Origin of the sequence: Mesorhizobium sp. C432A (genome assembly GCF_030323145.1) — a bacterium.
In the GTDB taxonomy this organism is placed as follows: domain Bacteria; phylum Pseudomonadota; class Alphaproteobacteria; order Rhizobiales; family Rhizobiaceae; genus Mesorhizobium.
This window is the reverse complement of the sequence record NZ_CP100470.1, coordinates 3536866-3558319: the sequence shown is the minus strand read 5'-3', so window position 1 is coordinate 3558319 and position 21454 is coordinate 3536866. Positions and strand designations below refer to the sequence as shown.

The 21454-nt window shown below is 64.0% G+C and carries 16 protein-coding genes and 2 pseudogenes; 10 read left to right on the top strand and 8 right to left on the bottom strand.

Annotation, left to right across the window (positions count from 1 at the left end):
* Window positions 1-49 precede the first annotated feature (49 nt).
* From NLY33_RS17165 to NLY33_RS17155, 3 genes are read left to right on the top strand one after another with little or no spacing between them, the layout of a single operon-like run.
* Entirely contained in the window at window positions 50-997 is a 948-nt protein-coding gene (locus NLY33_RS17165) for an ABC transporter permease (protein ID WP_023707859.1), read from the top strand.
* Window positions 994-1863: an ABC transporter permease gene (locus NLY33_RS17160; RefSeq protein WP_023706066.1), complete on the top strand. Its 870-nt coding sequence runs from the start codon at window positions 994-996 to the stop codon at window positions 1861-1863. The genes NLY33_RS17165 and NLY33_RS17160 overlap by 4 nt, the downstream gene beginning before the upstream one ends.
* On the top strand, window positions 1860-3482 hold the full coding sequence (locus NLY33_RS17155; RefSeq protein WP_023670432.1) for an ABC transporter ATP-binding protein: 1623 nt from the start codon (window positions 1860-1862) through the stop codon (window positions 3480-3482). Before NLY33_RS17160 ends, NLY33_RS17155 begins: the two co-directional genes overlap by 4 nt.
* 115 nt (window positions 3483-3597) lie before the next feature.
* Here the strand turns inward: NLY33_RS17155 and NLY33_RS17150 are convergent, their stop codons facing one another.
* Entirely contained in the window at window positions 3598-4029 is a 432-nt protein-coding gene (locus NLY33_RS17150; protein ID WP_023688142.1) for a TerB family tellurite resistance protein, read from the bottom strand.
* Between the two features lie 196 nt (window positions 4030-4225).
* Here NLY33_RS17150 and NLY33_RS17145 point away from each other — a divergent pair, with 196 nt between their 5' ends.
* Window positions 4226-5011 carry a TSUP family transporter gene (locus NLY33_RS17145; RefSeq protein WP_023707858.1) on the top strand — a complete coding sequence of 262 codons (786 nt, stop codon included), beginning with the start codon at window positions 4226-4228 and terminating at the stop codon, window positions 5009-5011.
* Between the two features lie 52 nt (window positions 5012-5063).
* Window positions 5064-5234, top strand: a complete 171-nt coding sequence (locus NLY33_RS17140) for a hypothetical protein (protein WP_023670429.1) — start codon at window positions 5064-5066, stop codon at window positions 5232-5234.
* Window positions 5235-5382: 148 nt separating this feature from the next.
* On the opposite strand, the gene NLY33_RS17135 is transcribed toward NLY33_RS17140, so the two are convergent.
* Both NLY33_RS17135 and NLY33_RS17130 read right to left on the bottom strand, forming a co-directional pair.
* A complete protein-coding gene (locus NLY33_RS17135) occupies window positions 5383-6858 on the bottom strand; it encodes a cobyric acid synthase (protein WP_286438807.1) in 1476 nt (491 codons plus the stop codon).
* 2 nt (window positions 6859-6860) lie between these two features.
* Window positions 6861-7468, bottom strand: a pseudogene (locus NLY33_RS17130) (dimethylsulfonioproprionate lyase family protein).
* A gap of 148 nt (window positions 7469-7616) precedes the next feature.
* On the opposite strand from NLY33_RS17130, the gene NLY33_RS17125 reads away from it, so the two are divergent.
* Both NLY33_RS17125 and mmsB read left to right on the top strand, forming a co-directional pair.
* Entirely contained in the window at window positions 7617-8783 is a 1167-nt protein-coding gene (locus NLY33_RS17125; RefSeq protein ID WP_023706069.1) for an isobutyryl-CoA dehydrogenase, read from the top strand.
* A gap of 24 nt (window positions 8784-8807) precedes the next feature.
* The gene (gene mmsB, locus NLY33_RS17120) at window positions 8808-9692 is read left to right on the top strand and encodes a 3-hydroxyisobutyrate dehydrogenase (RefSeq protein ID WP_023706070.1); all 885 of its coding nucleotides are present in this window, start codon (window positions 8808-8810) and stop codon (window positions 9690-9692) included.
* A 424-nt stretch (window positions 9693-10116) separates the two neighbouring features.
* Here mmsB and NLY33_RS17115 read toward each other — a convergent pair whose 3' ends face one another.
* The 5 genes and pseudogenes from NLY33_RS17115 to NLY33_RS17095 form a co-directional block, all read right to left on the bottom strand.
* Entirely contained in the window at window positions 10117-11496 is a 1380-nt protein-coding gene (locus NLY33_RS17115) for an aspartate aminotransferase family protein (protein WP_023706071.1), read from the bottom strand.
* Between the two features lie 52 nt (window positions 11497-11548).
* The gene (locus tag NLY33_RS17110; protein WP_023670422.1) at window positions 11549-11671 is read right to left on the bottom strand and encodes a hypothetical protein; all 123 of its coding nucleotides are present in this window, start codon (window positions 11669-11671) and stop codon (window positions 11549-11551) included.
* Between the two features lie 32 nt (window positions 11672-11703).
* Complete coding sequence (locus NLY33_RS17105; protein WP_023706072.1) at window positions 11704-13773, bottom strand: prolyl oligopeptidase family serine peptidase; 2070 nt, start codon at window positions 13771-13773, stop codon at window positions 11704-11706.
* Window positions 13774-13870: 97 nt separating this feature from the next.
* Window positions 13871-14991 (bottom strand): annotated as a pseudogene (locus NLY33_RS17100) (MFS transporter).
* 176 nt (window positions 14992-15167) lie between these two features.
* Complete coding sequence (locus tag NLY33_RS17095; RefSeq protein ID WP_023706073.1) at window positions 15168-16343, bottom strand: MFS transporter; 1176 nt, start codon at window positions 16341-16343, stop codon at window positions 15168-15170.
* A 271-nt stretch (window positions 16344-16614) separates the two neighbouring features.
* On the opposite strand from NLY33_RS17095, the gene NLY33_RS17090 reads away from it, so the two are divergent.
* The 3 genes from NLY33_RS17090 (at window position 16615) to NLY33_RS17080 (ending at window position 21399) form a co-directional block, all read left to right on the top strand.
* Complete coding sequence (locus NLY33_RS17090; protein WP_023706074.1) at window positions 16615-18192, top strand: trimethylamine methyltransferase family protein; 1578 nt, start codon at window positions 16615-16617, stop codon at window positions 18190-18192.
* A gap of 153 nt (window positions 18193-18345) precedes the next feature.
* Window positions 18346-18810, top strand: a complete 465-nt coding sequence (locus NLY33_RS17085) for an endonuclease domain-containing protein (protein WP_023707856.1) — start codon at window positions 18346-18348, stop codon at window positions 18808-18810.
* Between the two features lie 18 nt (window positions 18811-18828).
* The gene (locus NLY33_RS17080; protein ID WP_023706076.1) at window positions 18829-21399 is read left to right on the top strand and encodes a GcvT family protein; all 2571 of its coding nucleotides are present in this window, start codon (window positions 18829-18831) and stop codon (window positions 21397-21399) included.
* The last annotated feature ends 55 nt before the right edge of the window (window positions 21400-21454 follow it).

Sequence of the window (21454 nt, the reverse complement as noted above, 5' to 3'; positions counted from 1 at the left end):
GGCGGGAACTCGACTTTCAAGGCGCAGCCGCACCGGGCGCCCCTCCACCATGACCGCCTACCTCCTCAAACGCCTCGCAATCGCCATCGCAACCTTGATCCTGGCCTCGATGGTCGTCTTCGCCGTGCTCGAAATCCTGCCCGGCGATCCGGCGCGGCTGATGCTTGGCCTCAACGCCAGCGCCGAGCAGGTCGAACTCCTGCGCAACCAGATGGGCCTCAACGCGCCGCTTCTCCTGCGCTACCTCCACTGGGTCGGCGGTCTGCTCAGCCTCGATTTCGGCCGCTCCTACACTTATTCAGTGCCGGTCATCGACATTGTCCGCGAGCGCATGGCGGTTTCCCTGCCGCTGGCGCTGATCGCGCTGGCGCTGTCCACCATCATTGCCATCCCGGTCGGGCTCTATTCCGCCAGCCGGCGCGGGCGGGCCGGTGATACGATCGCCATGGGCGCCGCCCAGCTCGGCGTCGCCATCCCGAACTTCTGGTTCGCGCTGATGCTGATCTACCTCTTTGCCGTCTGGCTGCGGCTGGTGCCGGCCGGCGGCTTTCCCGGCTGGAGCGCCGGCGCCTGGCCGGCGCTGAAATCGCTGCTGCTGCCGGCCATCGCCCTCGCTCTGCCGCAGGCGGCGATCCTGGCGCGCGTTGCCCGCTCGGCGCTGATCGAGGTGCTGAACGAGGACTATATCCGCACCGCCCGCGCCAAGGGCCTGCCCTATCGCGCCGTGCTGTGGCGGCACGCGCTGCGCAACGCGATGATCCCGGTTCTGACCATTCTGGGCCTGCAATTCGCCTTCCTGCTCGCCGGCACCATCATCATCGAGAACGTCTTTTATCTCCCCGGCCTCGGACGGCTGGTGTTCCAGGCGATCACTCAGCGCGACCTGATCGTCGTCGAAAGCATCGTCATGCTGCTGGTCGTCGCCGTCATTGCGGTCAACCTCGTCGTCGACGTCTCCTACGCCATCGTCGATCCGCGCCTTCGAGGCCGGCAATGACGCTGCACATCGACATCCCGCAGGAGACGTTGGGCAGCATTCTGGCCAAGGCCTTCCGCAACCGCTCCTTCCTCATCGGCTTCGCCATCACGGTGCTGGTGGCTGCAATAGCGGTCATCTCCTACGTCTGGACGCCCTACGACGTGACCAAACTGGTGATCTCGGACAAGACGCTGGCGCCCTCTGCGGCGCACTGGTTCGGCACCGATCATTTCGGCCGCGACATCCTGTCGATGATCATGGTCGGCGCCCGCAACTCGATTGCCGTGGCGCTGGTCGCGGTCGGCATCGGCATGGGCGTCGGCGTGCCGCTCGGCGCCTTCGCCGCGGCGCGCGGCGGGTTGGTCGACGAGGCGCTGATGCGGCTGACCGACCTCGTCTTCGCCTTCCCGGCGCTGCTGTCGGCGATCATGATCACCGCCATCTTCGGACCGGGCGCAATCAACGCCATCATCGCCATCGGCATCTTCAACATCCCGGTGTTTGCGCGCGTCGCCCGCGCCGGCGCGCTGGCGATCTGGCCGCGCGAATTCATCCTCGCCGCCCGCGCCGCCGGCAAGAGCAAAGCGCAGATTACAACCGAGCACGTGCTGCCCAACATCGCCACGCTGCTTCTGGTGCAAGGCACCATCCAGTTCGCGCTTGGCATTTTGGCCGAAGCCGGCCTCTCCTATGTCGGCCTCGGCGCCCAGCCGCCAATGCCGAGCTGGGGCCGCATGCTGTTCGACGCTCAGACGCGCATGGTGGTGGCGCCGTGGATGGCCATCTTCCCCGGCATGGCCATTGTCGTCACCGTGCTTGGGCTCAATCTGCTCGGCGACGGCATCGCCGACATACTCGACCCGAAATCGCGGCGGCAGCGATGAGCCTGCTGCAGATCGAGAACCTGTCGCTGGCCGTCGGCGACACGCCGATCCTGAAAGGGGTCGAGCTCTCCGTCGCGCCCGGCGAGGTGATGGGCCTGGTCGGTGAATCCGGTTCCGGCAAATCGATGACGGCGCTGACCATCATGCAGCTTCTGCCGCATGCGGCGCGCGCCACCGGCCGCGTGACCTTCGACGGCATCGATATTCTGGCCGCAACCGAGGACCAGATGTGCGCGCTGCGCGGCGACGACATCGGCATGGTGTTCCAGGAGCCGATGACGGCGCTCAACCCCGTCAAGACCATCGGCGAGCAGGTCGCCGAAGGCATACGCTGGCACACTAGGGCAAGCCGTGCCGACGCCGAAGACCGCGCGCGCAAAATGCTCGACCGCGTTGGCCTGCCGGAGGCCAAATTCCCGCTGTCGCGCTATCCGCACGAACTGTCGGGCGGCCAGCGCCAGCGCGTCGTCATCGCCATTGCCTGCGCATTGAAACCCAAGCTGCTCATCGCCGACGAGCCGACCACGGCGCTCGACGTGGTGCTGCAGGCGCAGATCCTCGACCTCTTGCGCGGCCTTGTCAGCGAAAACCGAATGGGCCTGCTGTTGATCTCGCACGATCTCGCGGTCGTCACCGAAATGGCCGACCGCATCACCATTCTGCGCCATGGCGAGGTGATGGAAGCCGGCGACACCGCACGCACGCTGTCGGAACAGCTGCATCCCTACACGCGCCAGCTGGCGCTGGCCTCCATGCACGTGCCCGCGCGCGCCAAGGTTCACGCCGCCGGCCAGGGCAAACCGCTGCTTGAGGTCGAAGGCGTGACACGGGACTATCCGGGCCGGCGCACCTCCCTGTTCAAGTCAGCGGCTCCGATCCGCGCCGTCGACGACGTGTCCTTGTCGCTGGCGCCGGGCCAATCGGTGGCGCTGGTCGGCCGCTCCGGCTGCGGCAAGTCAACGCTTGCCCGCATGATCCTGGCGCTCGACAAATCGACATCGGGAACGATCCGCTTTCGCGGCGAGACCATAACCGGCAAAAGCGAGGCGGAGCTCAAAGCCGCGCGGCGCGACATGCAGGTCGTGTTCCAGGATCCCTACGGCTCTTTCGACCCGCGCCAGAAGGTCGTAAAACTGGTCGCCGAGCCGCTGCATGTACTGGAGACGAAGCCGACACCGGCTGAGCGGCGCGAGATGGTGGCGCATGCGCTGCACGAGGTCGGCCTCGGCACCAGCGACATGGACAAATATCCGCATGAGTTTTCCGGCGGCCAGCGCCAGCGCCTGTCGATCGCCCGCGCCATCATCACTAGGCCGAAGCTGGTCGTCGCCGACGAGCCGGTCTCGGCGCTCGACGTCTCGATCCGCGCCCAGATCCTCGACCTGTTCGCAGAGCTCAACCAGAAGCTCGGCATCGGCTATCTCTTCATCACCCACGATTTGACCGTCGCCCGCGCCATCACCGATGAGGTGCTGGTCATGCATGACGGCAGGATCGTCGAGCGCGGCAAGACCGGTGACGTGCTCGATCATCCGCAGTCGGAGGCGGCCAGGGCGCTGGTCGCGGCTGCGCCCGATCTGCATCGGGCGATCGCTCACCGTATGCAGGAACAGGGGTAAGTGACCGGTTCGCGCAGCGAATTCATCGTGCCAGTGGCACGATGAAAGGTCACAAACGCTGGGACGCTGCGAAGCAGCGGGGACCCGGCTGGGCGGCCGTTGCCCCTGGTCTGCCTCACTCCTCCGGCTTCACCACATCGACCGGGCTGATGTCGAGCAAATCGAGCGTGCGGCGCAACAGCCGCACTTCGCTCTCGGCCAGTTTGGAATCGGCTTTGGCGATCTCCGCCATGTGGAGCGCCAGCAACTTGCGCCGTTCGACATCGAGATCGCGGAACAGCGCAATGGCTTGCGAACCGTTGGTCTCGTAGCCGAAATCATTGAGATATTCGATGACCGCGTCGATGCTGGTTTCCGGGATGCCGAAGGCGTCCTTGCAGATGCGCCGGAAGGCGACCATCTCGCTCTCCGAAACCGAGCCGTCGGCCAGGATCATGCGAAACAGCATCAAGAGCTCCGCCGACAGCACAGGGTCGTCGGCAACCTTGCGCACGCCGGGGTCACCATCGAAGATCGAGCGTATCTGGTCGAGCAATGCCATCGCCAACAGTGTCCCTTTCCCGAGCCCGCCCAGCGCACATGACCCAAAACTGCGCAGCGGTACTGAGATAATGACATGCACCACAGGAAATCCAAGCGCAACGCGCTTGGATGGACGTAGCGCGGAATCGGCCTTGCGCAAACCGGATGGCCATGAGAAGGCGCGGCACCACCTTTCCCGCCGGAATGTTCAGAAAATCCCGATGCTCGACCTCGCCACCCAGACCGTCATCATGCTTGCCTTGGCCGCTTTTGCAGCCGGCTTTGTCGATTCGATAGCCGGCGGCGGCGGGCTGATCACCATCCCGGCCCTGCTGCTTGCCGGCTTCCCGCCGGTCGCAGCACTTGGAACCAACAAGCTGCAGGGCATTTTCGGCACCGCTTCGGCGACCATCCACTACGCCATGAATGGCCATGTCGATCTGCGCCGACAGCTGCCATCGGCGCTTCTGGCCCTTGCCGGCAGTGCCGTCGGCGCCTTGCTGGCGGCATTCGTGCCGGGTGATCTCCTGCGAGCGCTGCTGCCGCTGCTTTTGATCGCCATCGCGATCTACTTCGCCGTGAAACCCAACATGAACGATGTCGACCGCGCCGAGCGCCTGTCGCACTTCCTGTTCGGGCTGGTCATCGCCCCTTTGGTCGGCTTCTATGACGGGCTGTTCGGGCCGGGAGCCGGCTCCTTCTATATGCTGGCCTTCGTCAGCCTTGCCGGCTTCGGCGTGCTCAAGGCGACGGCACACACCAAGCTGCTCAATTTCGCCTCCAACATTGGCGGCTTCATCGTCTTTGCCGTCGCCGGCGTCGTCTACTGGAAGATCGGGCTGATGATGGGCGTCGCCCAGTTCCTCGGCGCCCGGCTCGGCGCCAGCCTTGCCATCCGCATCGGCGCCCGGCTGATCAAGCCGCTGCTGGTGATCATCTGCCTGTCGCTGGCGGTGAAGCTGCTGGCCGACCCGGCGAACCCATTGCGCCAGCTGATTGGTGTATAAGCCTCACGCCTGATAGAGTGCCGTTGTACGAATCATGTTGGAGGGACCACACATGAATCTTAGTGCACCCACTCAGCTTGTTTTCATCATATCCCTAGTTATCGCCATCATCGGCGTGCTCGCCGCGCTTGGCGTTCTTGCGTTCATTCCTCTGGCTGCGGTGTGGATTGTCCTCATCGCATACATCGTGCTTGCCGCCGCCTGCCTGATGCGCGGCGCCTAGGCACCCGCGACTTCTGCATTCGAAGCGCCCGGTCAAAGCCGGGCGCTTTTGCTTTGGATGCATGGTCTGTTAGGCTCTTCCGCGCGGAAGGATGACCATGAAGCAAAGCGGACGCGCAGACCCGAGGATGACGAAACGATGGGCGGCCCTACCTCGCTAACCCAAAAATCGCATTGCAATCGAGATGGCGCTCCAGTTCGGCTGCGATCTCGTCCAGAGCGTTTTCCACGTCCGCCCGATAGTCGACGCCGCCGCCTTTCACGCCGAGGCTTTCCAGGAATCTCGCCCGGAAAGCGTCGGCGGAAAACAGGCCGTGCAGATAGCTGCCAAAAACCTTGCCATCGGCGGAAATGGCACCGTCGTCGATGCCGTTGATCACAGCCGACGGCCGCGCCATGTCCGGCCCGGTGGTGCGGCCGAGATGGATTTCGTAGCCCTCGAGCGCCAAGCCGAACGGCACCGAGCGCGCGCTGACATTGCGCACCGTCTTTTCCGGTTCCATCACCGTCTCGATGTCGAGCAGACCAAGACCTTCCGCCTCGGTGACGCTGCCCTCGATGCCATCGGGATCGCGCACCAGCCGGCCGAGCATCTGGAAACCGCCGCAAATGCCGACAATATGGCCGCCGCGTTTGCGGTGCGCGAGGAGATCGCGATCCCAGCCATTCTCGCGGAATTTCATGAGATCCCCGATCGTCGATTTGGAACCGGGAATGACCACCAGGCCGGCATCCTCCGGCAAGCGCTGCCCTGGCGGCACGAACACCACTTCGACCTGCGGCTCGGCCTTGAGCGGGTCGAGGTCGTCGAAATTGGCGATGCGGCCAAGCATCGGCACGGCGACCTTCAACGCCCGCTTCTCGCCCGATGCCAGGCGTTCGAGCACGACCGAATCCTCCGAAGGCAATCGCGCCGCCGCCTTCAGCCACGGCACGACGCCAAAGCAGCGCCAGCCGGTGAAGCTTTCGATCGACCGGATGCCGTCGTCGAACAGCGAGACATCGCCGCGGAACTTATTGATGAGGTAGCCGACGATCATGCGCCTGTCTTCCTCCGGCAGGATCAGATGCGTGCCGGCGACCGAAGCGATGACGCCACCGCGGTCGATGTCGCCGACCAGGATGACCGGCACGTCGGCGCGCGTGGCAAAGCCCATATTGGCGATGTCGCGGCTGCGCAGGTTGATTTCGGCCGGCGATCCGGCGCCCTCGACGACGACCAGATCGGCGCCCTCACCGACCTTCGTCCAGGACTCCAGCACGGCGTCCATCAGCCCCGCTTTCATTGTCTGGTAGTCGCGCGCTCGCGCCTCGCCGAACACCTTGCCCTGCACGATCACCTGCGAACCGATATCGCTCTGGGGTTTGAGCAGCACCGGATTCATATGCACGGTCGGCTGAACACCACACGCCAGCGCTTGCAGCCATTGCCCACGGCCAATCTCGCCGCCGCCGGGGCGGTTGTCGCCCGGAATGTCGGCGACGGCGGCATTGTTCGACATGTTCTGCGGCTTGAACGGCCTGACTTTCAGCCCGCGATTCCTGGCCGCGCGGCAGAGCCCCGCCACCAGCACCGTCTTGCCGACATCCGAACCCGTGCCTTGCAGCATGATCGCCTTGGCCATGCTCAGCCCCTGCCCTGCGCGCCGGAAACGGTCGACTTCTGCGACAGCGGCCCGCCGCGCCAGATGTAGAGCGCCAGCAACGGTTCGCTGCCGGTGCGCATGGCATGGCTGACATTGGAGGCGTGATGGATAATTTCGCCCGCCTGGCGGATGTGAAAGCCGCCCTCGCCCATGCGCCATTCGGTGCCGCCGGTCAGCGGAATGTAGATCTCCTCGGCAATGTGATGATGGTCGGGATAGGTGATGCCGGGTCCCAGGATCAGCAATCCGGCCGCGACCTCTTCATTGGCGAAATGGCCGCGCGTGCCAAACACCTCCAGCCAGCCGTATTTTTGCAAGAAGGCTTCACCAAAATCGCTCGCGTTGTAGGTCTGCCCCAGCACAGATCGTCACGACGCTCCGCCAGCAGTTGCACCAGAGGCTGCGGGTCCGGCGGCGCCAGTTCGACAATGCGGTCGAGCAGACCAAGGCAAGGCAGCGGATGCACTTCGAGCACGCGCGCCGTCATATTCCAGCCGATCCGGGTCACGGCGTCCCGCACCAGCGCGTTGTCCACGCCCCGGAGATAGGCATGGAAGCGGTCGAGCAATTCGTCGAAATATGTCGGCACGCAATGCTCCGTTGATCCATTCATGCACAGCGGCTGCGCGGCGAGCCGGGTTGCGCGGCGGCATCATTGGTCTAGATTGAGCGGCGCGCAAAGCCAAAAACAACAGGCCAGCAAGCCAACCCCAGCTGGGGAACACAGGGAGCACGCCATGGACGCCGCGGTCGATGCGAGCACCAGCCAGTTCGAGCTCAACGAGGAACAGCGCGCCATCCAGGAGATGGCACAGGCCTTCGCCGCCGATCGCGTTGCGCCCAATGCGCTCGAATGGGACCGGGCAAGACACTTTCCCGCCGATGTAATCCGCGAGACCGGCCCGCTCGGCCTCGGCGGCATCTATGTCAGGGACGATGTCGGCGGCTCGGCGCTCGGCCGGCTCGACGCCGTGCTGATCTTCGAGGCACTGTCGCACGCCGATCCGGCGTTTTCCTCCTTCATCTCGATCCACAATATGGCGGCGTCGATGATCGACCGCTTCGGCGACGACGAGCAGCGCCAACGCTTCCTGCCGAAGCTGACCTCGATGGAATGGCTGGCGAGCTACTGCCTGACCGAGCCGGGCTCAGGCTCGGATGCCGCGGCGCTGAAGACGCGCGCGGTGAAGAGCGGCGTCGACTATGTGCTTAACGGCGCCAAGCAGTTCATCTCCGGGGCCGGCGACAGCGACCTCTATGTCGTCATGGCGCGCACCGGCGCCGACGGGCCGAAGGGCATTTCCACCTTCGTCGTGCCGAAGGATGCGCCCGGCCTCTCCTTCGGCGCCAACGAGCACAAGATGGGCTGGCACATGCAGTCGACCCGCCAGGTGATCTTCGAGGACTGCAAGGTGCCGGCTGCAAACCTGCTGTCGGGGGAAGGCGCAGGTTTCGGCATCGCCATGGCCGGCCTTGACGGCGGCCGCCTCAACATTGCGGCATGCTCGCTCGGCGGCGCGCAATCGGCGCTCGACAAGGCTTTGGCCTATACGGGCGAACGCAAAGCCTTCGGCTCGAAGATCAACCAGTTCCAGGCGCTGCAGTTCCGGCTGGCCGACATGGAAACCGAACTGCAGGCGGCACGCATTTTCCTCTATGCTGCCGCCTCGAAGCTAGACCGCAAGGCGCCGGACGCCGGCAAATGGTCGGCCATGGCCAAGCGCTTCGTCACCGACATCGGCTTCAACGTCGCCAACGAGGCGCTGCAGCTGCATGGCGGCTACGGCTATCTCCATGATTACGGCATCGAAAAACTGGTGCGCGACCTGCGCGTCCACCAGATCCTCGAAGGCACCAACGAGATTATGCGCGTGATTATCGCGCGGGCGTTGATCGGACGCTGAAGCCAGCAAGACCAGGAGAGAACAATGACGACGATCGCCTTCATCGGCTTGGGGAATATGGGCAACCCGATGGCTGCCAATCTCGTCAAGGCGGGGCACGCGGTGCACGGCTTTGACCTGATGCCGGAAAACCTCACCGTCGCCCGCGAGCATGGCGTCATTGTCATGGCGAATGCCGTGGCGGCGGTGAAGGACGTCGATGTCGTGATCACCATGCTTCCCGCCGGCAAGCACGTGCTCTCGGTCTACGAGGACATCGCACCCAAGGCCAAACCAGGCGCCCTGTTCATTGATTCCTCGACCATCGATGTCGAGTCGGCCCGCAAGGCGCATGCCGTAGCAAGGAAGCACGGGCTGCATTCGATCGACGCCCCCGTCTCCGGCGGCACCGGCGGTGCTGCTGCGGGAACGCTGACCTTCATGGCCGGCGGCGCCAAGGATGCCTTCGCCAAGGCCGAACCGGTCCTGAAGCCGATGGCAGGCCGCATCGTCCATTGCGGTGACGACGGCGCCGGTCAGGCAGCCAAAATCTGCAACAACATGATGCTCGGCATTTCGATGATCGGCGTCGCAGAGGCCTTCGTGCTGGCCGAAAAGCTCGGCCTCTCGCATCAGGCCCTGTTCGACGTTGCCTCGACTTCGTCGGGCCAGTGCTGGTCGCTGACCACCTATTGCCCGGTGCCGGGTCCCGTGCCGGCCTCACCCGCCAACCGCGACTACAAACCGGGCTTTGCCGCAGCACTCATGCTGAAGGACCTGAAACTGGCGCAGGAGGCGGCCCAAAGCGCCGGCGCGGTGACGCCAATGGGGGCCGAAGCGGCCCAGCTTTATGCGCTGTTCAACGCCCAGGGAAATGGCGGATCGGATTTTTCCGGCATCATAAATTTCCTTCGCGGCAGTTCTCTATAAGTTTCGAATTTGGCAGCGCTTTTCTCGATTTTTATTGCGCGGAAAAATTGCAAATTTAGATTTGCTTAAGCTCTCGATAACCCGGCGGTAACGATGTGCCTATATAACGGATGGCGAGGCGGACATATCGCATCCGCCCGGCGCTCCGGATCAGGTCTCGCGTACCGGAGCCCGTAAGTTTCGCAAGTGTATTGTTGGCGAAATGCCATGCGTATCTGGCAAAGCCGCGTTCCGATGGAGCGCGGTTTTTGCGTTTTGCAGTCCTATACTGTTCGATCTGAATTATATTCCGATTGCAGCGTTCGGAATTGCCTGATGGTCTTCATTGACCAGCACGATCGGTGCGCTGACCCCTTCGACCCTGACGATAAGCAGGCGCACAGTCCGGGCGCCCTGATTGCAAGGCGTCCGGCTGTCGTTCCATCTACTTCTTGCGCAAATCCGCTTGCGCCAGATCCAGCGCTTTGGCGATGCGATCGCAAGCCATGTCGATCGTCGCGCGGGTCCAGATCAGCGGCGGCGACAGGATCATCGTGTCGCCGGTGGCGCGCAGCATCAGGCCTTGCGCGATGGCGTGGTCGCGGACGGTGACGGCGGCACTGCCCGCCGGCAGGAAGCGCTCCTTGGTCGCCTTGTCCTTGACGATCTCGACCGCGCCCATCAGCCCGATCGATCGCACCTCGCCGACCAGTTCGTGGCCGGCAATGCGCTCCTGCAGCGCCTGGGCGAAGTAAGGTCCAGTGTCGTTCCTGACCCTGTCGACCAGGCCTTCTCGCTCCATGATCTCGAGATTCTTCAGCGCCACCGCGCAGGCCACCGGGTGACCCGAATAGGTATAGCCGTGGTAGAATTCGCCGCCCTTTTCGACCAGCGTCGCCGCGATACGGTCGCCGACCAGCAGCGCCGACAGCGGCTGATAGCCCGAGGTCAGTGCCTTGGCCGTGGTGATGGTGTCGGGCTCGATGCCGAAGGTCTGCGCCGCAAACCATTCGCCGGTGCGGCCATAGCCGGTGATGACCTCGTCCAGCATCAAAAGCACATCGTATTTGCGGCAGATGCGCTGCACTTCCGGCCAATAGCTCATCGGCGGTATTTTCACCCCGCCCGCTCCCATCACCGGCTCGCCGATGAAGGCAGCCACCTTGTCGGCGCCGGCCTCCAGAATGGCATCCTCGACCGCCTTGGCCGCGCGCAGGCCGAAATCATGGTCGCTTTCGCCAGGCAGCGCCAACTCATAGGCATAGGGCATCATCACATGGACGATGTTGGGAACCGCCCCGCCGAGCTGCTTGTGCATCAAATCCATGCCGCCGAGCGACGTGCCGGCGACGGTCGAGCCGTGATAGGCCGACTTGCGCGAGATGATGCGGTTCTTCTCCGGTTTGCCTTCCAGCACCCAATAGTGGCGCACGAGCCGCAGCGCCGTGTCGTTGGCCTCCGAGCCGGAGGAGCCGTAAAACACCTGGGCGATGCCCTTGGGCGCCAGCTCGGCCAGCTTCTTCGACAGCAGCACGGGCGTCGGCGTCGAGCATTTGAAGAAGGAATTATAGTAGGGCAATTCCTTCATCTGCGCGTAAGCGGCGTCGGCCAGCTCGTCGCGGCCATAGCCGACATTGACGCACCACAGCCCGGCCATGCCGTCGAGTATTTCGGTGCCGTCGGCATCGTAGATGAACGGGCCGTTGGCGTGGGTGATGATGCGCGAGCCGGTCTCGCGCAATTCCTTGTGGTCGGTGAAGGGATGCAGATGATGCGCGGCGTCAATCTGCTGAAGCTGCTTCAGCGAATAATTCTGGTAAGTCATGGGTTTGCTCTTTCCTCTGGAATGAAACCGGCAAGCTGCCGGGGCGACTTCGTCAGAGGACGGCGGGCGGCGAATAGCCGATGCGGGCGCACAGCCTGAGCAGTTCGGCGCGCAGCGTGCGCGGCGACGGTGTCACCGCGACCCCGAAGGCGCCGGATGTGCTCATGTAGACCATGGCGGCAGTCTATGCCGCCCGAGGCCCGGAATTCAAGCGGTGCCGCTCAATACCCTTTGCAGGAACACGTATTTCATGGCGGTTTGCGCCGCTTGCGGCCGGCGGTCGCCGCGACCGCCATGGCCGCCTTCCGTCTCCTCGAAGAACAACGTCTTGCCGTGACCTGCCTCCTGCAGCTTCGCCGCCATCTTGCGGGCGTGGCCGGGATGGACGCGGTCGTCGGCGGTCGATGTCGTGAGCAGCACCGGGGGATAGACGGCATCGGCCGAGACATGATGGTACGGCGAATAGGCGGCGAGCCACTTGGCTTCTTCCGGTTTTGCCGGATCGCCATATTCGCCGATCCACGAGGCGCCTGGCGGCAGTTCGGTGTAGCGCAGCATGTCGAGCAGCGGCACCTCGATGATGACGGCGCCGAACAGTTCGGGATGCTGCGTCAGGGAAACGCCGGTAAGCAGGCCGCCATTCGAGCCGCCCTGGATGCCGAGGGAAGCAGCCGTGGCTATGCCGCGCCTGACGACGTCCTGCGCCACCGCGGCGAAATCGTCGAAGGCAGTCTGGCGATTGCCCTTCAGCGCCGCCTGATGCCAGGCCGGCCCAAACTCGCCGCCGCCGCGAATGCAGGCCTGCACATAGGCATTGCCCTTCTCCAGCCACAGCCTGCCGCGCACGCCGGCATAGCCGGGCAGCAGCGGTATTTCGAAGCCGCCATAGCCGTAGAGCAGCGTCGGTACCGGACCCTTCTGGTCGCGCCGCCTGACGACGAAATACGGGATCATGGTGCCGTCCTTCGAGCGCGCCTCGAACTGTTCCGAGACCAGCGGCGCGGCGTCGAACCGCGCCGGCTGCGATTTCACGGTGGCCAGCGTCACCCCGTCATCGTCCGACCAGATGATCGAACTCGGCGTCAGGAAATCGGTGAAGGAGAAGGAGACGCTGGAACCGAAATGCTCGGCATGCGCGATGCCGACATTGCCGTTCTCGGGCAGCGCCACCGGCTTCAGCGACCAGCGGTCGCCGCTGCGCTCGGCGACAACGACCTTGCCGCGCACATTGTCCATCAGATTGATGAACAGCCGGTCCTGAGTGCGGGCAATGCCGGCGACCGAAACACGGTGCGCTGGCGCGAGCATGGTTTCAACAGGGCCCAGGTCGCCGGTGTCCATCCAGTGTTCGAAATCGAAGGAATAGAGGCCGTCCGGCAAGCACTCAGTGCCGCCCGGCGCCGTCCATGGGCTGCGCACCCCGAACACGAACCTGCCCTTGAACAGCGCGGTGTCGGTGACATCGTCCGGCAGCGGGATGCGCCGGTTTTCGCCCGACGGCAGGCGCAGAAAACTGTGCGAGGAGAAGAAGGCGATCGTGCGGGCCAGAAACAAATACTGCCTGTCGCCATCATGCTCGACCCCCGCGCCGGCCGCGAGATCCTGCTTCTCGGCCTCGAAGATCGGCGTCGCCTCCTCCAACCGGGTACCGCGCTTCCACAGCTTGACGACGCGCGGATAGCCGGACTGGGTCTTGTCGTCTTCATCGAAGGCAGCCGAGACAATGACCGTGTCCTTGTCCAGCCAGGAAAAACCGGATTTCGAGGCCGGAGCGCGGAAGCCGCCCTCGATGAATGATTTGGTCTCGATGTCGAATTCGCGCATCTCGCTGGCATCGCCGCCATCCGGCGACATCGCCACCAGGCAAAGGTTGAAGTCGGGGTAAAGGCGGCTGGCGCCGCTGAACACCCATTTCACGCCCTCCTTGGCCGACAGTGCGTCGAAGTCGATGATCGTCTCCCACACAGGCTTCTCGGTCTTGTACGAAGCGACCGTCGTGCGGCGCCATAGGCCGAGCACATTGGTCTTGTCCTGCCAGAAATTATAGACTTGACCGTTGAGCGCGGCACCGACCGCAATGTTGTCCTCGGCCGTCATCAGGTCGAGCGCCGTCTCGAAGGCCGCCTGGTAGGACGGATCGCCCTGTAGTTCGGCCACGGTGATCTCGTTCTGGCGATGCACCCAGTCGAGCGATTCCTTGCTGGTCCGGTCCTCCAACCAGAGGAACTTGTCCTCCACGGTGGCATCCGTCTGGCGTTTTGTCGTCGATTGGGTCACGCATGGTCTCCAGGCTAGTGGCGGGCAGCCCTGCCTACATCGCGTTGCAAGCGGTTTTATTCAAGATGGTACGTCAGGTCATCGGGGGAATGCGGCCTCAAACCATCCGCCGGCGCAGGACCGTGGCCACAGCCAGTGCCAGACAAATCGTGCCCAGCGTGATCGGCAGGCCGGAGGCGCCGATCACATCCATGACGCCACCCGCCAGCGGCGGCACCACGATGCCGCCGACGCCCCACATCAGGGAGAAGGCGGCATTGCCGGCGACCAGCGCCGAGCCGGCAAAGCGCTCGCCGAGCTCGATGATCGACAAGGTGTAGATGCCATAGGAGACCGCGCCCCAGATAAAGACGCAAGGCCAGATCAACGGCGTCTCGATCAGCAGCGGCAGCAGCACGCAGCCCAGCACAGTCACCACGACGCAGACGAATCGCACCAGCCGCGCCGTCAGCCGTTCCGCCAGCAAGCCGAGCGGCATCTGCATGGCGATATTACCTGCGATCATCACCCCGCCGACATGCGCGCTTCCGCGATGCCATAATGCGTGCCGTAGACCGGCAGCAGCGCCAGCACGCCCTGTTCGAAACCGGCGGCAACGACCACCGCCGACAGCAATAGCCATGCCAGTGGCACGAAGCCCATGACCGAAACCCTGCGCCCGGCTTCGTCGACCTTCGGCAGTCGCGGCAGCACCAGCCCCAGGCAGGCGCCGCAGAAGATGAAGGCGGCGATCCCCACCAGGAATGGCGGCCATCCCACGGTGCCGACAGCGAGCAGGCAGAGCGGCCCGGCAGCGAAGCCGGCCGAGATGATGGTTGAATAGACACCCATGACGCGACCGCGGCGCGATGGCGGCGCCAGTGCAATGACCCAGATTTCGCTCAAGACATAGAGCGGATTGGTCACCACCCCGATCAAGAAGCGCAGCGGAAACCACAGATAGACATTCTGCGTCCAGCCGATCAGCGCAAGCGCAATAGCCGAAAGCGCCGCGCAGGTAAGCGCGGTGCGCCCTGCCCCGAACCGGCGCGCCAGTGCCGGGATCAGCGGCGACGAGACAATGAAGCCGATCGGCGTCATTGCCGCCGAGAGCCCGATGATGGCCGGCGAAACGCCTTGGCGTTGCAGGATGAAGCTCAGCAGCGGATAGGACAGGCCTTGCGCGATGGCGAACACCGAGACGGTCGCGATCACGCCGCTGATCGCCGCCCACTGCATCTTCTCGTTGTCAGCTTCCGCCAGGTTCATCATTGGGACCTAAACCAGGTTCAGGACTAGCTTTTCTGTCCGACACGGGTAAGCCCCGCCCCGGGAAAAACCGTTTGCTCCAGACAAGGCCTGTCAGGAGTTTTTGGGCCTGTCAGGAGTTTTGGCCTATCAGGAGTTTTGGGCCGTCAGGAGTTTTGGCGCTTGAACGATCGATAGAGCGCGAAGCTCACCAGCAGCGCGTCGAGGCCGGCGATCACCACCGGCAGACCGAGCGGACCGATGGTCTGCATCAAGGCACCGGCGCCAGGCGGGCCGACAATGCCGCCGGCGCCCCACATCAATGCGAAGGCGGCGTTGCCGGCGACCAGCACGGTTCCCCTGAAGCGGCTGCCGAGCTCCACCAGCGCCATGGTGTAGACGCCATAGCCGACCGCGCCCATGACGAGAAGGACGAGCCAGATCGCCGGCGTCGTGATCAGCAACGGCAGCAAAACCGCGCAGGCCGTTGTCGCCAACGCACAGAAGATGATCATCGCCCGCCCGCCGAAACGCTCGGCCAGCAGGCCGAGCGGGATTTGCAGGAAGATGTTTCCCAGCGACAGTGCCATCACCAGGGCCGCCAGCGTCCTTTCGGGCAAGCCATAGGCAGCACCGAAGACCGGCATCAAAGCGTAGGTGCCCTGCTGGACCGCCGCCGAAACCAGCACGGCAAACAACAGCGCCGGCGCCAGCCTGGCGAAACCGAAAAAGCCGCCCGGCAATTGGCCGTCATCCTCGAAGCCGGCGAGGCTTGACGAAACAGCACGAAGGATCGCGGCGCACAGGATGAAGCCGGCCATGCCGACCAGGAAAGGAACCCAGCCCGATATCCCTACCGCGGTCAGGACCAAAGGCCCCGCAGCATAGCCAGCGCCCAGCACGGTGTTGAATGCCCCCATCACCCTGCCGCGGCGCGACGGCGGCGCCAGCGACAGCGCCCATACTTCGCCCAGTATATAGAGCGGGTTGATGACGATACCGATGATGAAGCGGATGACGAACCAGCCCACCCAGTCCTGCAGGTAGCCGATGCCGAGGAAGCACAGCGCCCCAATCAATGAGCAACCCACAGCCAGGTTGCGCGCGCCGACCAGCCGAACGGCTGCCGGCACGAACGAGGCCGAAAGGATCAGACCAAGCGGCATCATCGCTGCCGACAAGCCGATCAGCGCCGGCGACATGCCTTGCTTCTGCATCAGCAGCGTAAACAGCGGCGAGCTCAGCCCTTGCGCCGCACCGAACATCGCGAGGGCGGCAGTTACGCCGGCAAGCGCTGCCCATTGCGTCCCCGCTTCGCCATCGCTCGAACCGGTCGCAGCCATGATGCCTTCCACATGAATTGCCGGCCCATCCAGCGGCAAACCACTGAGCTAGCGGTTCGATTTAGGGAAAGGAAGGGCCGCGCCTGAAATCCCCTTGCGCCAAGAGCCGCAGTGGGCGCGTCCTGTCCGCCAATCCCCGGCAAGGTTGTCAGCTATCGGACTGCCGTTCGGGCATGTCGCTTCCCTCGTCCTAGTGGTCGCCGCCTCCGCAATGGTCGGACAGCCGCCGGTCCATTATGCCGCCCGCTACCAGCATCGTACGAGGACCATCATGACCGCCGCCCTGCATCCAGCCGAACCGTCTTTGGCAACCGACCGTGCCCGTCGCGGTGGCCGTGCGGGCAAGCGCGCCGGCGGCTCGGCCGCCTTCGAACAGCCGGCTTTTCGGCAACTGAGAAATCCGCTAACGCCGACCAAGCTGGTCTCTGACGACGAGCTGGAATCGATCCACCTTGCCTCGCTGCGCGTCTTGAGGGAAATAGGCGTCGACGTGCTGCATGACGGAGCGCGCCGCATCATGAAGGAAAACGGCGCTGATGTCCGCGAGGGCAGCGAGCGCGTGCGCTTCGACAGCGACATGATCCTCGATCTCATCTCCAACTGCCCGTCGGAATTCACGCTCCATGCCCGCAACCCGGCGCACAATGTCCGCTTCGGCGGCAACAATGTGATCCTGTCGATGATGGCGTCGGCACCGAACTGCTCCGACCTCGATCGCGGCCGCCGTCCGGGCAACCAGCAGGATTACCGCAACTTCCTGCGCCTGGCGCAGATGCACAACATCCTGAACTGCACCGGCGGCTATCCGGTCGAGCCGACCGACATCCATCCGTCCGTGCGCCACCTCGAATGCATCCGCGACCTCGCCACGCTGACCGACAAGGTGTTCCACATCTATTCGCTCGGCAAGGAGCGCAATGTCGACGGCATCGAGATCGCCAGGATCGCCCGCGGCATCAGCCATGAGCAGATGCTCGAAGAGCCGTCCGTCTTCACCATCATCAACACCAATTCGCCGCTGAAACTCGATGTGCCGATGATGGAAGGCATCATCCAGATGTCGAGCAAGGGTCAGGTCGTCGTCATCACGCCCTTCACCCTGTCCGGCGCCATGGCGCCGGTGACCATCGCCGGCGCGCTGGTGCAGCAAAATGCCGAGGCGCTGTCCGGCATCGCCTTTGCCCAGATGGTGAGAAAGGGCGCGCCGGTTGGCTATGGCGGCTTCACCTCGAATGTCGACATGAAGTCAGGCTCGCCGGCCTTCGGCACGCCTGAATATATGAAGGCGCAGCTTGTCGGCGGCCAGCTTGCCCGCCGTTACAAGATCCCCTACCGCACCTCCAATACCTGCGCCGCCAACACGGTCGACGCGCAGGCAGCCTATGAAAGCGTGTTCTCGCTGTGGGGCGCCATCCAGGGCGGCGGCAATCTGATGATGCACGGCGCCGGCTGGCTCGAAGGCGGCCTGCGCTGTTCCTACGAGAAGACCATCCTGGACATCGACCTGTTGCAGATGGTGGCCGAGTTCCTCACCCCGCTCGACCTGTCCGACGAAGCGCTCGGCTTCGACGCCATCCAGTCGGTCGGCCCCGGCGGCCATTTCTTCGGCACCCAGCACACGCAGGACCGCTACAAGACAGCCTTCTACTCGCCCATCCTCTCCGACTGGCGCAATTTCGAGACCTGGGCCGAAGCCGGATCGCCGACCGCGCTGGAAAAGGCCAACAAGGTCTGGAAGGAGCGGCTGGCATCCTACGAGGAACCCTACATGGACCCGGCGATTCGCGAAGAGCTCAACGACTTCGTCGAAAGGCGCACGTCCGAAGGCGGCGCGCCGACCGATTTTTGATCGATGTTGTTGATGAACAATCGACCCCCACTCCGTCGAGCTTCGCTCGACACCTCTCCCCCGATCGACGGGGGAGAGGAAAGGCGCGAGCCTATGCAAGGGCGCGAATTTATGCGGGCTGGCTCCCTTCCTCTCCCTCCGGAGGGGGGAGAGGTGGCGCCGCGAAGCGGCGACGGAGTGGGGGACGGCGCTCATGAAACCCGCAGTCGCCGCAAGATGGGCACCACCCAACGCGCGCGAACGCTGAGGCAAGGCGGCAATCAGGCGGAAGCATTGCTATGGCTTGAATTGAAGGCGCGCAAGCTTGGCGGCTATCGCTTCACCCGCCAGTTTTCCATCGGACCCTTTTTTGCAGACTTCGCCTGCCGCGAAAAATGGCTTGTCGTGGAAATCGACGGCCATCAACACGCCGGCAGCTCCTATGACCGTCGCCGTGACGATTTCATGGGCGCGCAAGGCTATTCGATCCTGCGTCTCTGGAACCATGACGTCCTGAACCATCGCACTTCCGCCTGCGAGACCATCCTTGCCGCACTTGATGGCAGGTTGGCCGAGAACGTCGCTGCGGCCGATCTCCGCTTTGTTTTCACGCCCCGCCCATTCGATTCAATCTCTTAAAAAACGGACCTATCTCTCATGAAATCTCACGTTAAAGCGGTTGTCATTGGCGGCGGCGTCGTTGGCTGCTCGGTGCTCTATCACCTCGCCAAGGCCGGCTGGACCGACATCATGCTGATCGAGCGTTCCGAGCTCACCTCCGGCTCGTCCTGGCATGCGGCCGGCGGCTTCCACACGCTGAACGGCGATCCCAACGTCGCCAAGCTGCAGGCCTACACGGTGCAGCTCTACAAGGAGATCGAGGAAATCTCCGGCCAGTCCTGCTCGCTGCATTTGACCGGCGGCGTGATGATGGCCGATACGCCCGAGCGCATGGATTTTCTGCGCCTGGCCCACGCCAAGGGCCGCTATCTCGGCATGGACACCGAGCTGATCACGCCATCCGAAGCCAAGGCGATGTTCCCGCTGATGGACGAGACCAATTTCGTCGGCGCCATGTGGGATCCGGTCGAAGGCCATCTCGATCCCTCCGGCACGACGATCGCCTACTCCAAGGCGGCCAAGAAGCTGGGCGCCGAGATCGTGCTGCGCAACCGCGTCGTCGAACTGACGCAGGAAGTTGACGGCACCTGGAACGTCGTCACCGAACAGGGCACCGTCCACGCCGAGCATGTCGTCAACTGCGGCGGCCTGTGGGCGCGCGAGATCGGCCGCATGGTCGGCGTCGAACTGCCGGTGCTGGCCATGGAGCACATGTACCTGCTCACCGAGCCGATGCCCGAGGTCGAGGAGTTCAACAAATCGACCGGCCGCGAGATGATCGGCGTGCTCGACTTCAAGGGCGAGATCTACACCCGACAAGAGCGCAACGGCATCCTGCTCGGCACCTATGAAAAGGCCTGCAAGCCATGGTCGCCGGTCAACACGCCGTGGGATTTCGGCCATGAACTGCTGCCGCCCGACCTCGACCGCATCGCGCCGTCGCTGGAGATCGGCTTCAAGCATTTCCCCGGCATCGAGAAAGCCGGCATCAAGCAGATCATCAACGGCCCCTTCACCTTTGCGCTCGACGGAAATCCGCTGGTCGGGCCGGTGCAGGGCCTGACCAATTTCTGGTGCGCCTGCGCCGTCATGGCCGGCTTCAGCCAGGGCGGCGGCGTCGGCCTCGCTTTGTCCAACTGGATGGTGCATGGCGATCCCGGCTTCGACGTCTGGGGCATGGATGTCGCCCGCTTCGGCGAGTGGGCCGGCCTGCGCTACACCAACGCAAAGGTGCGCGAAAACTATTCGCGCCGCTTCTCCATCCGCTTCCCCAATGAAGAGCTGCCGGCTGCGCGTCCGGCGCAGACGACGCCGCTCTACGATACCATGCTCGCCAACAACGCCGTCATGGGCGATAGCTGGGGCCTGGAGACCCCGCTGTGGTTCGCGCCGAAGGGCAAGGAGCCGAAGGACGTCGTCTCCTTCCACCGCTCAAACGATTTCGGTCCTATCGGCGAGGAAGTGCGCGCCACGCGCGAACGCGTCGGCGTCACCGAAATCGCCAACTTCGCCAAATACGAAGTGTCGGGACCTGCGGCTGAGGATTTCCTCAACCGGCTGATGACCAACCGCATGCCGAAGACCGGCCGCATCGTGCTGACGCCGATGATCAACGAATTCGGCAAGCTGATCGGCGACTTCACCATCGCCAAGGCAGGCGAAGACAGATTCATGATCTGGGGCTCGTCCGCCGCGCAGAAATACCACATGCGCTGGTTCGAGACGCATCTGCCGAAGGATGGTTCGGTGCGTATCCACCGCTTCGATCAGACGCTGGTCGGCCTGTCGATCGCCGGTCCGAAATCGCGCGACCTCTTGCAGAAGCTGGTCGATGTCGACATCTCGACCAAGGCGTTTCGCTTCATGGATTTCCGCGAAATGGCGGTCGGCGGCGCGCCCTGCATGGTCAACCGCATCACCTATACCGGCGATCTCGGCTATGAAATCTGGATGGCGCCGGCCTATGAGCGCCTGGTCTACAAGGCGATCAAGGACGCCGGCGAGGAGTTCGGCCTCGTCGATTTCGGCATGCGCGCTTTGCTCTCCATGCGCTTGGAGAAGAACTTCCCGACCTGGTACCGCGAACTGCGGCCGATCTACGGCCCGTTCGAAGGCGCGATGGACCGCTTCATCAAGCTGGAGAAGAACGACTTCATCGGCCGCGAGGCCGCTGCCAAGGAACAGGCGGAAGGGCCGAAACTGCGCCGTGTCTCCTTCATCGTCGATGCGGCCGACGCCGATGTCATGGGCGACGAGCCGATCTGGGCCAAGGTCGGCAAGGACTATGGCACGGTGGAAAAGCCGCATGGCTATGGCGCGCCGCGCTTCGACATGGCGGGCAAGGAAGTGCGTGGCTCGAAGGCTGCCGAAGGCGCTTCCGCCGTGCGCGGCATCGTCGACGGCGACTGGCGCGTGGTCGGCTGGGTCACCTCGGGCGGTTATGCGCACTATGTGCAGAAATCGATGGCGCAGGGCTATGTGCCGGCGGCACTCGCCGAGGACGAAAGTGCCGGACTGTTCGAGATCGAGATCCTCGGCCACCGGCGTCCGGCGCGTATCAATGTCGAGGCGCCCTTCGACGCCAGCGGCGAGAAGATGCGGACCTGAAAAGGCGACAGGGAGCGTGAGATCGTGTAAGGGGCCTTCGGCAGTTGGCCGCAGG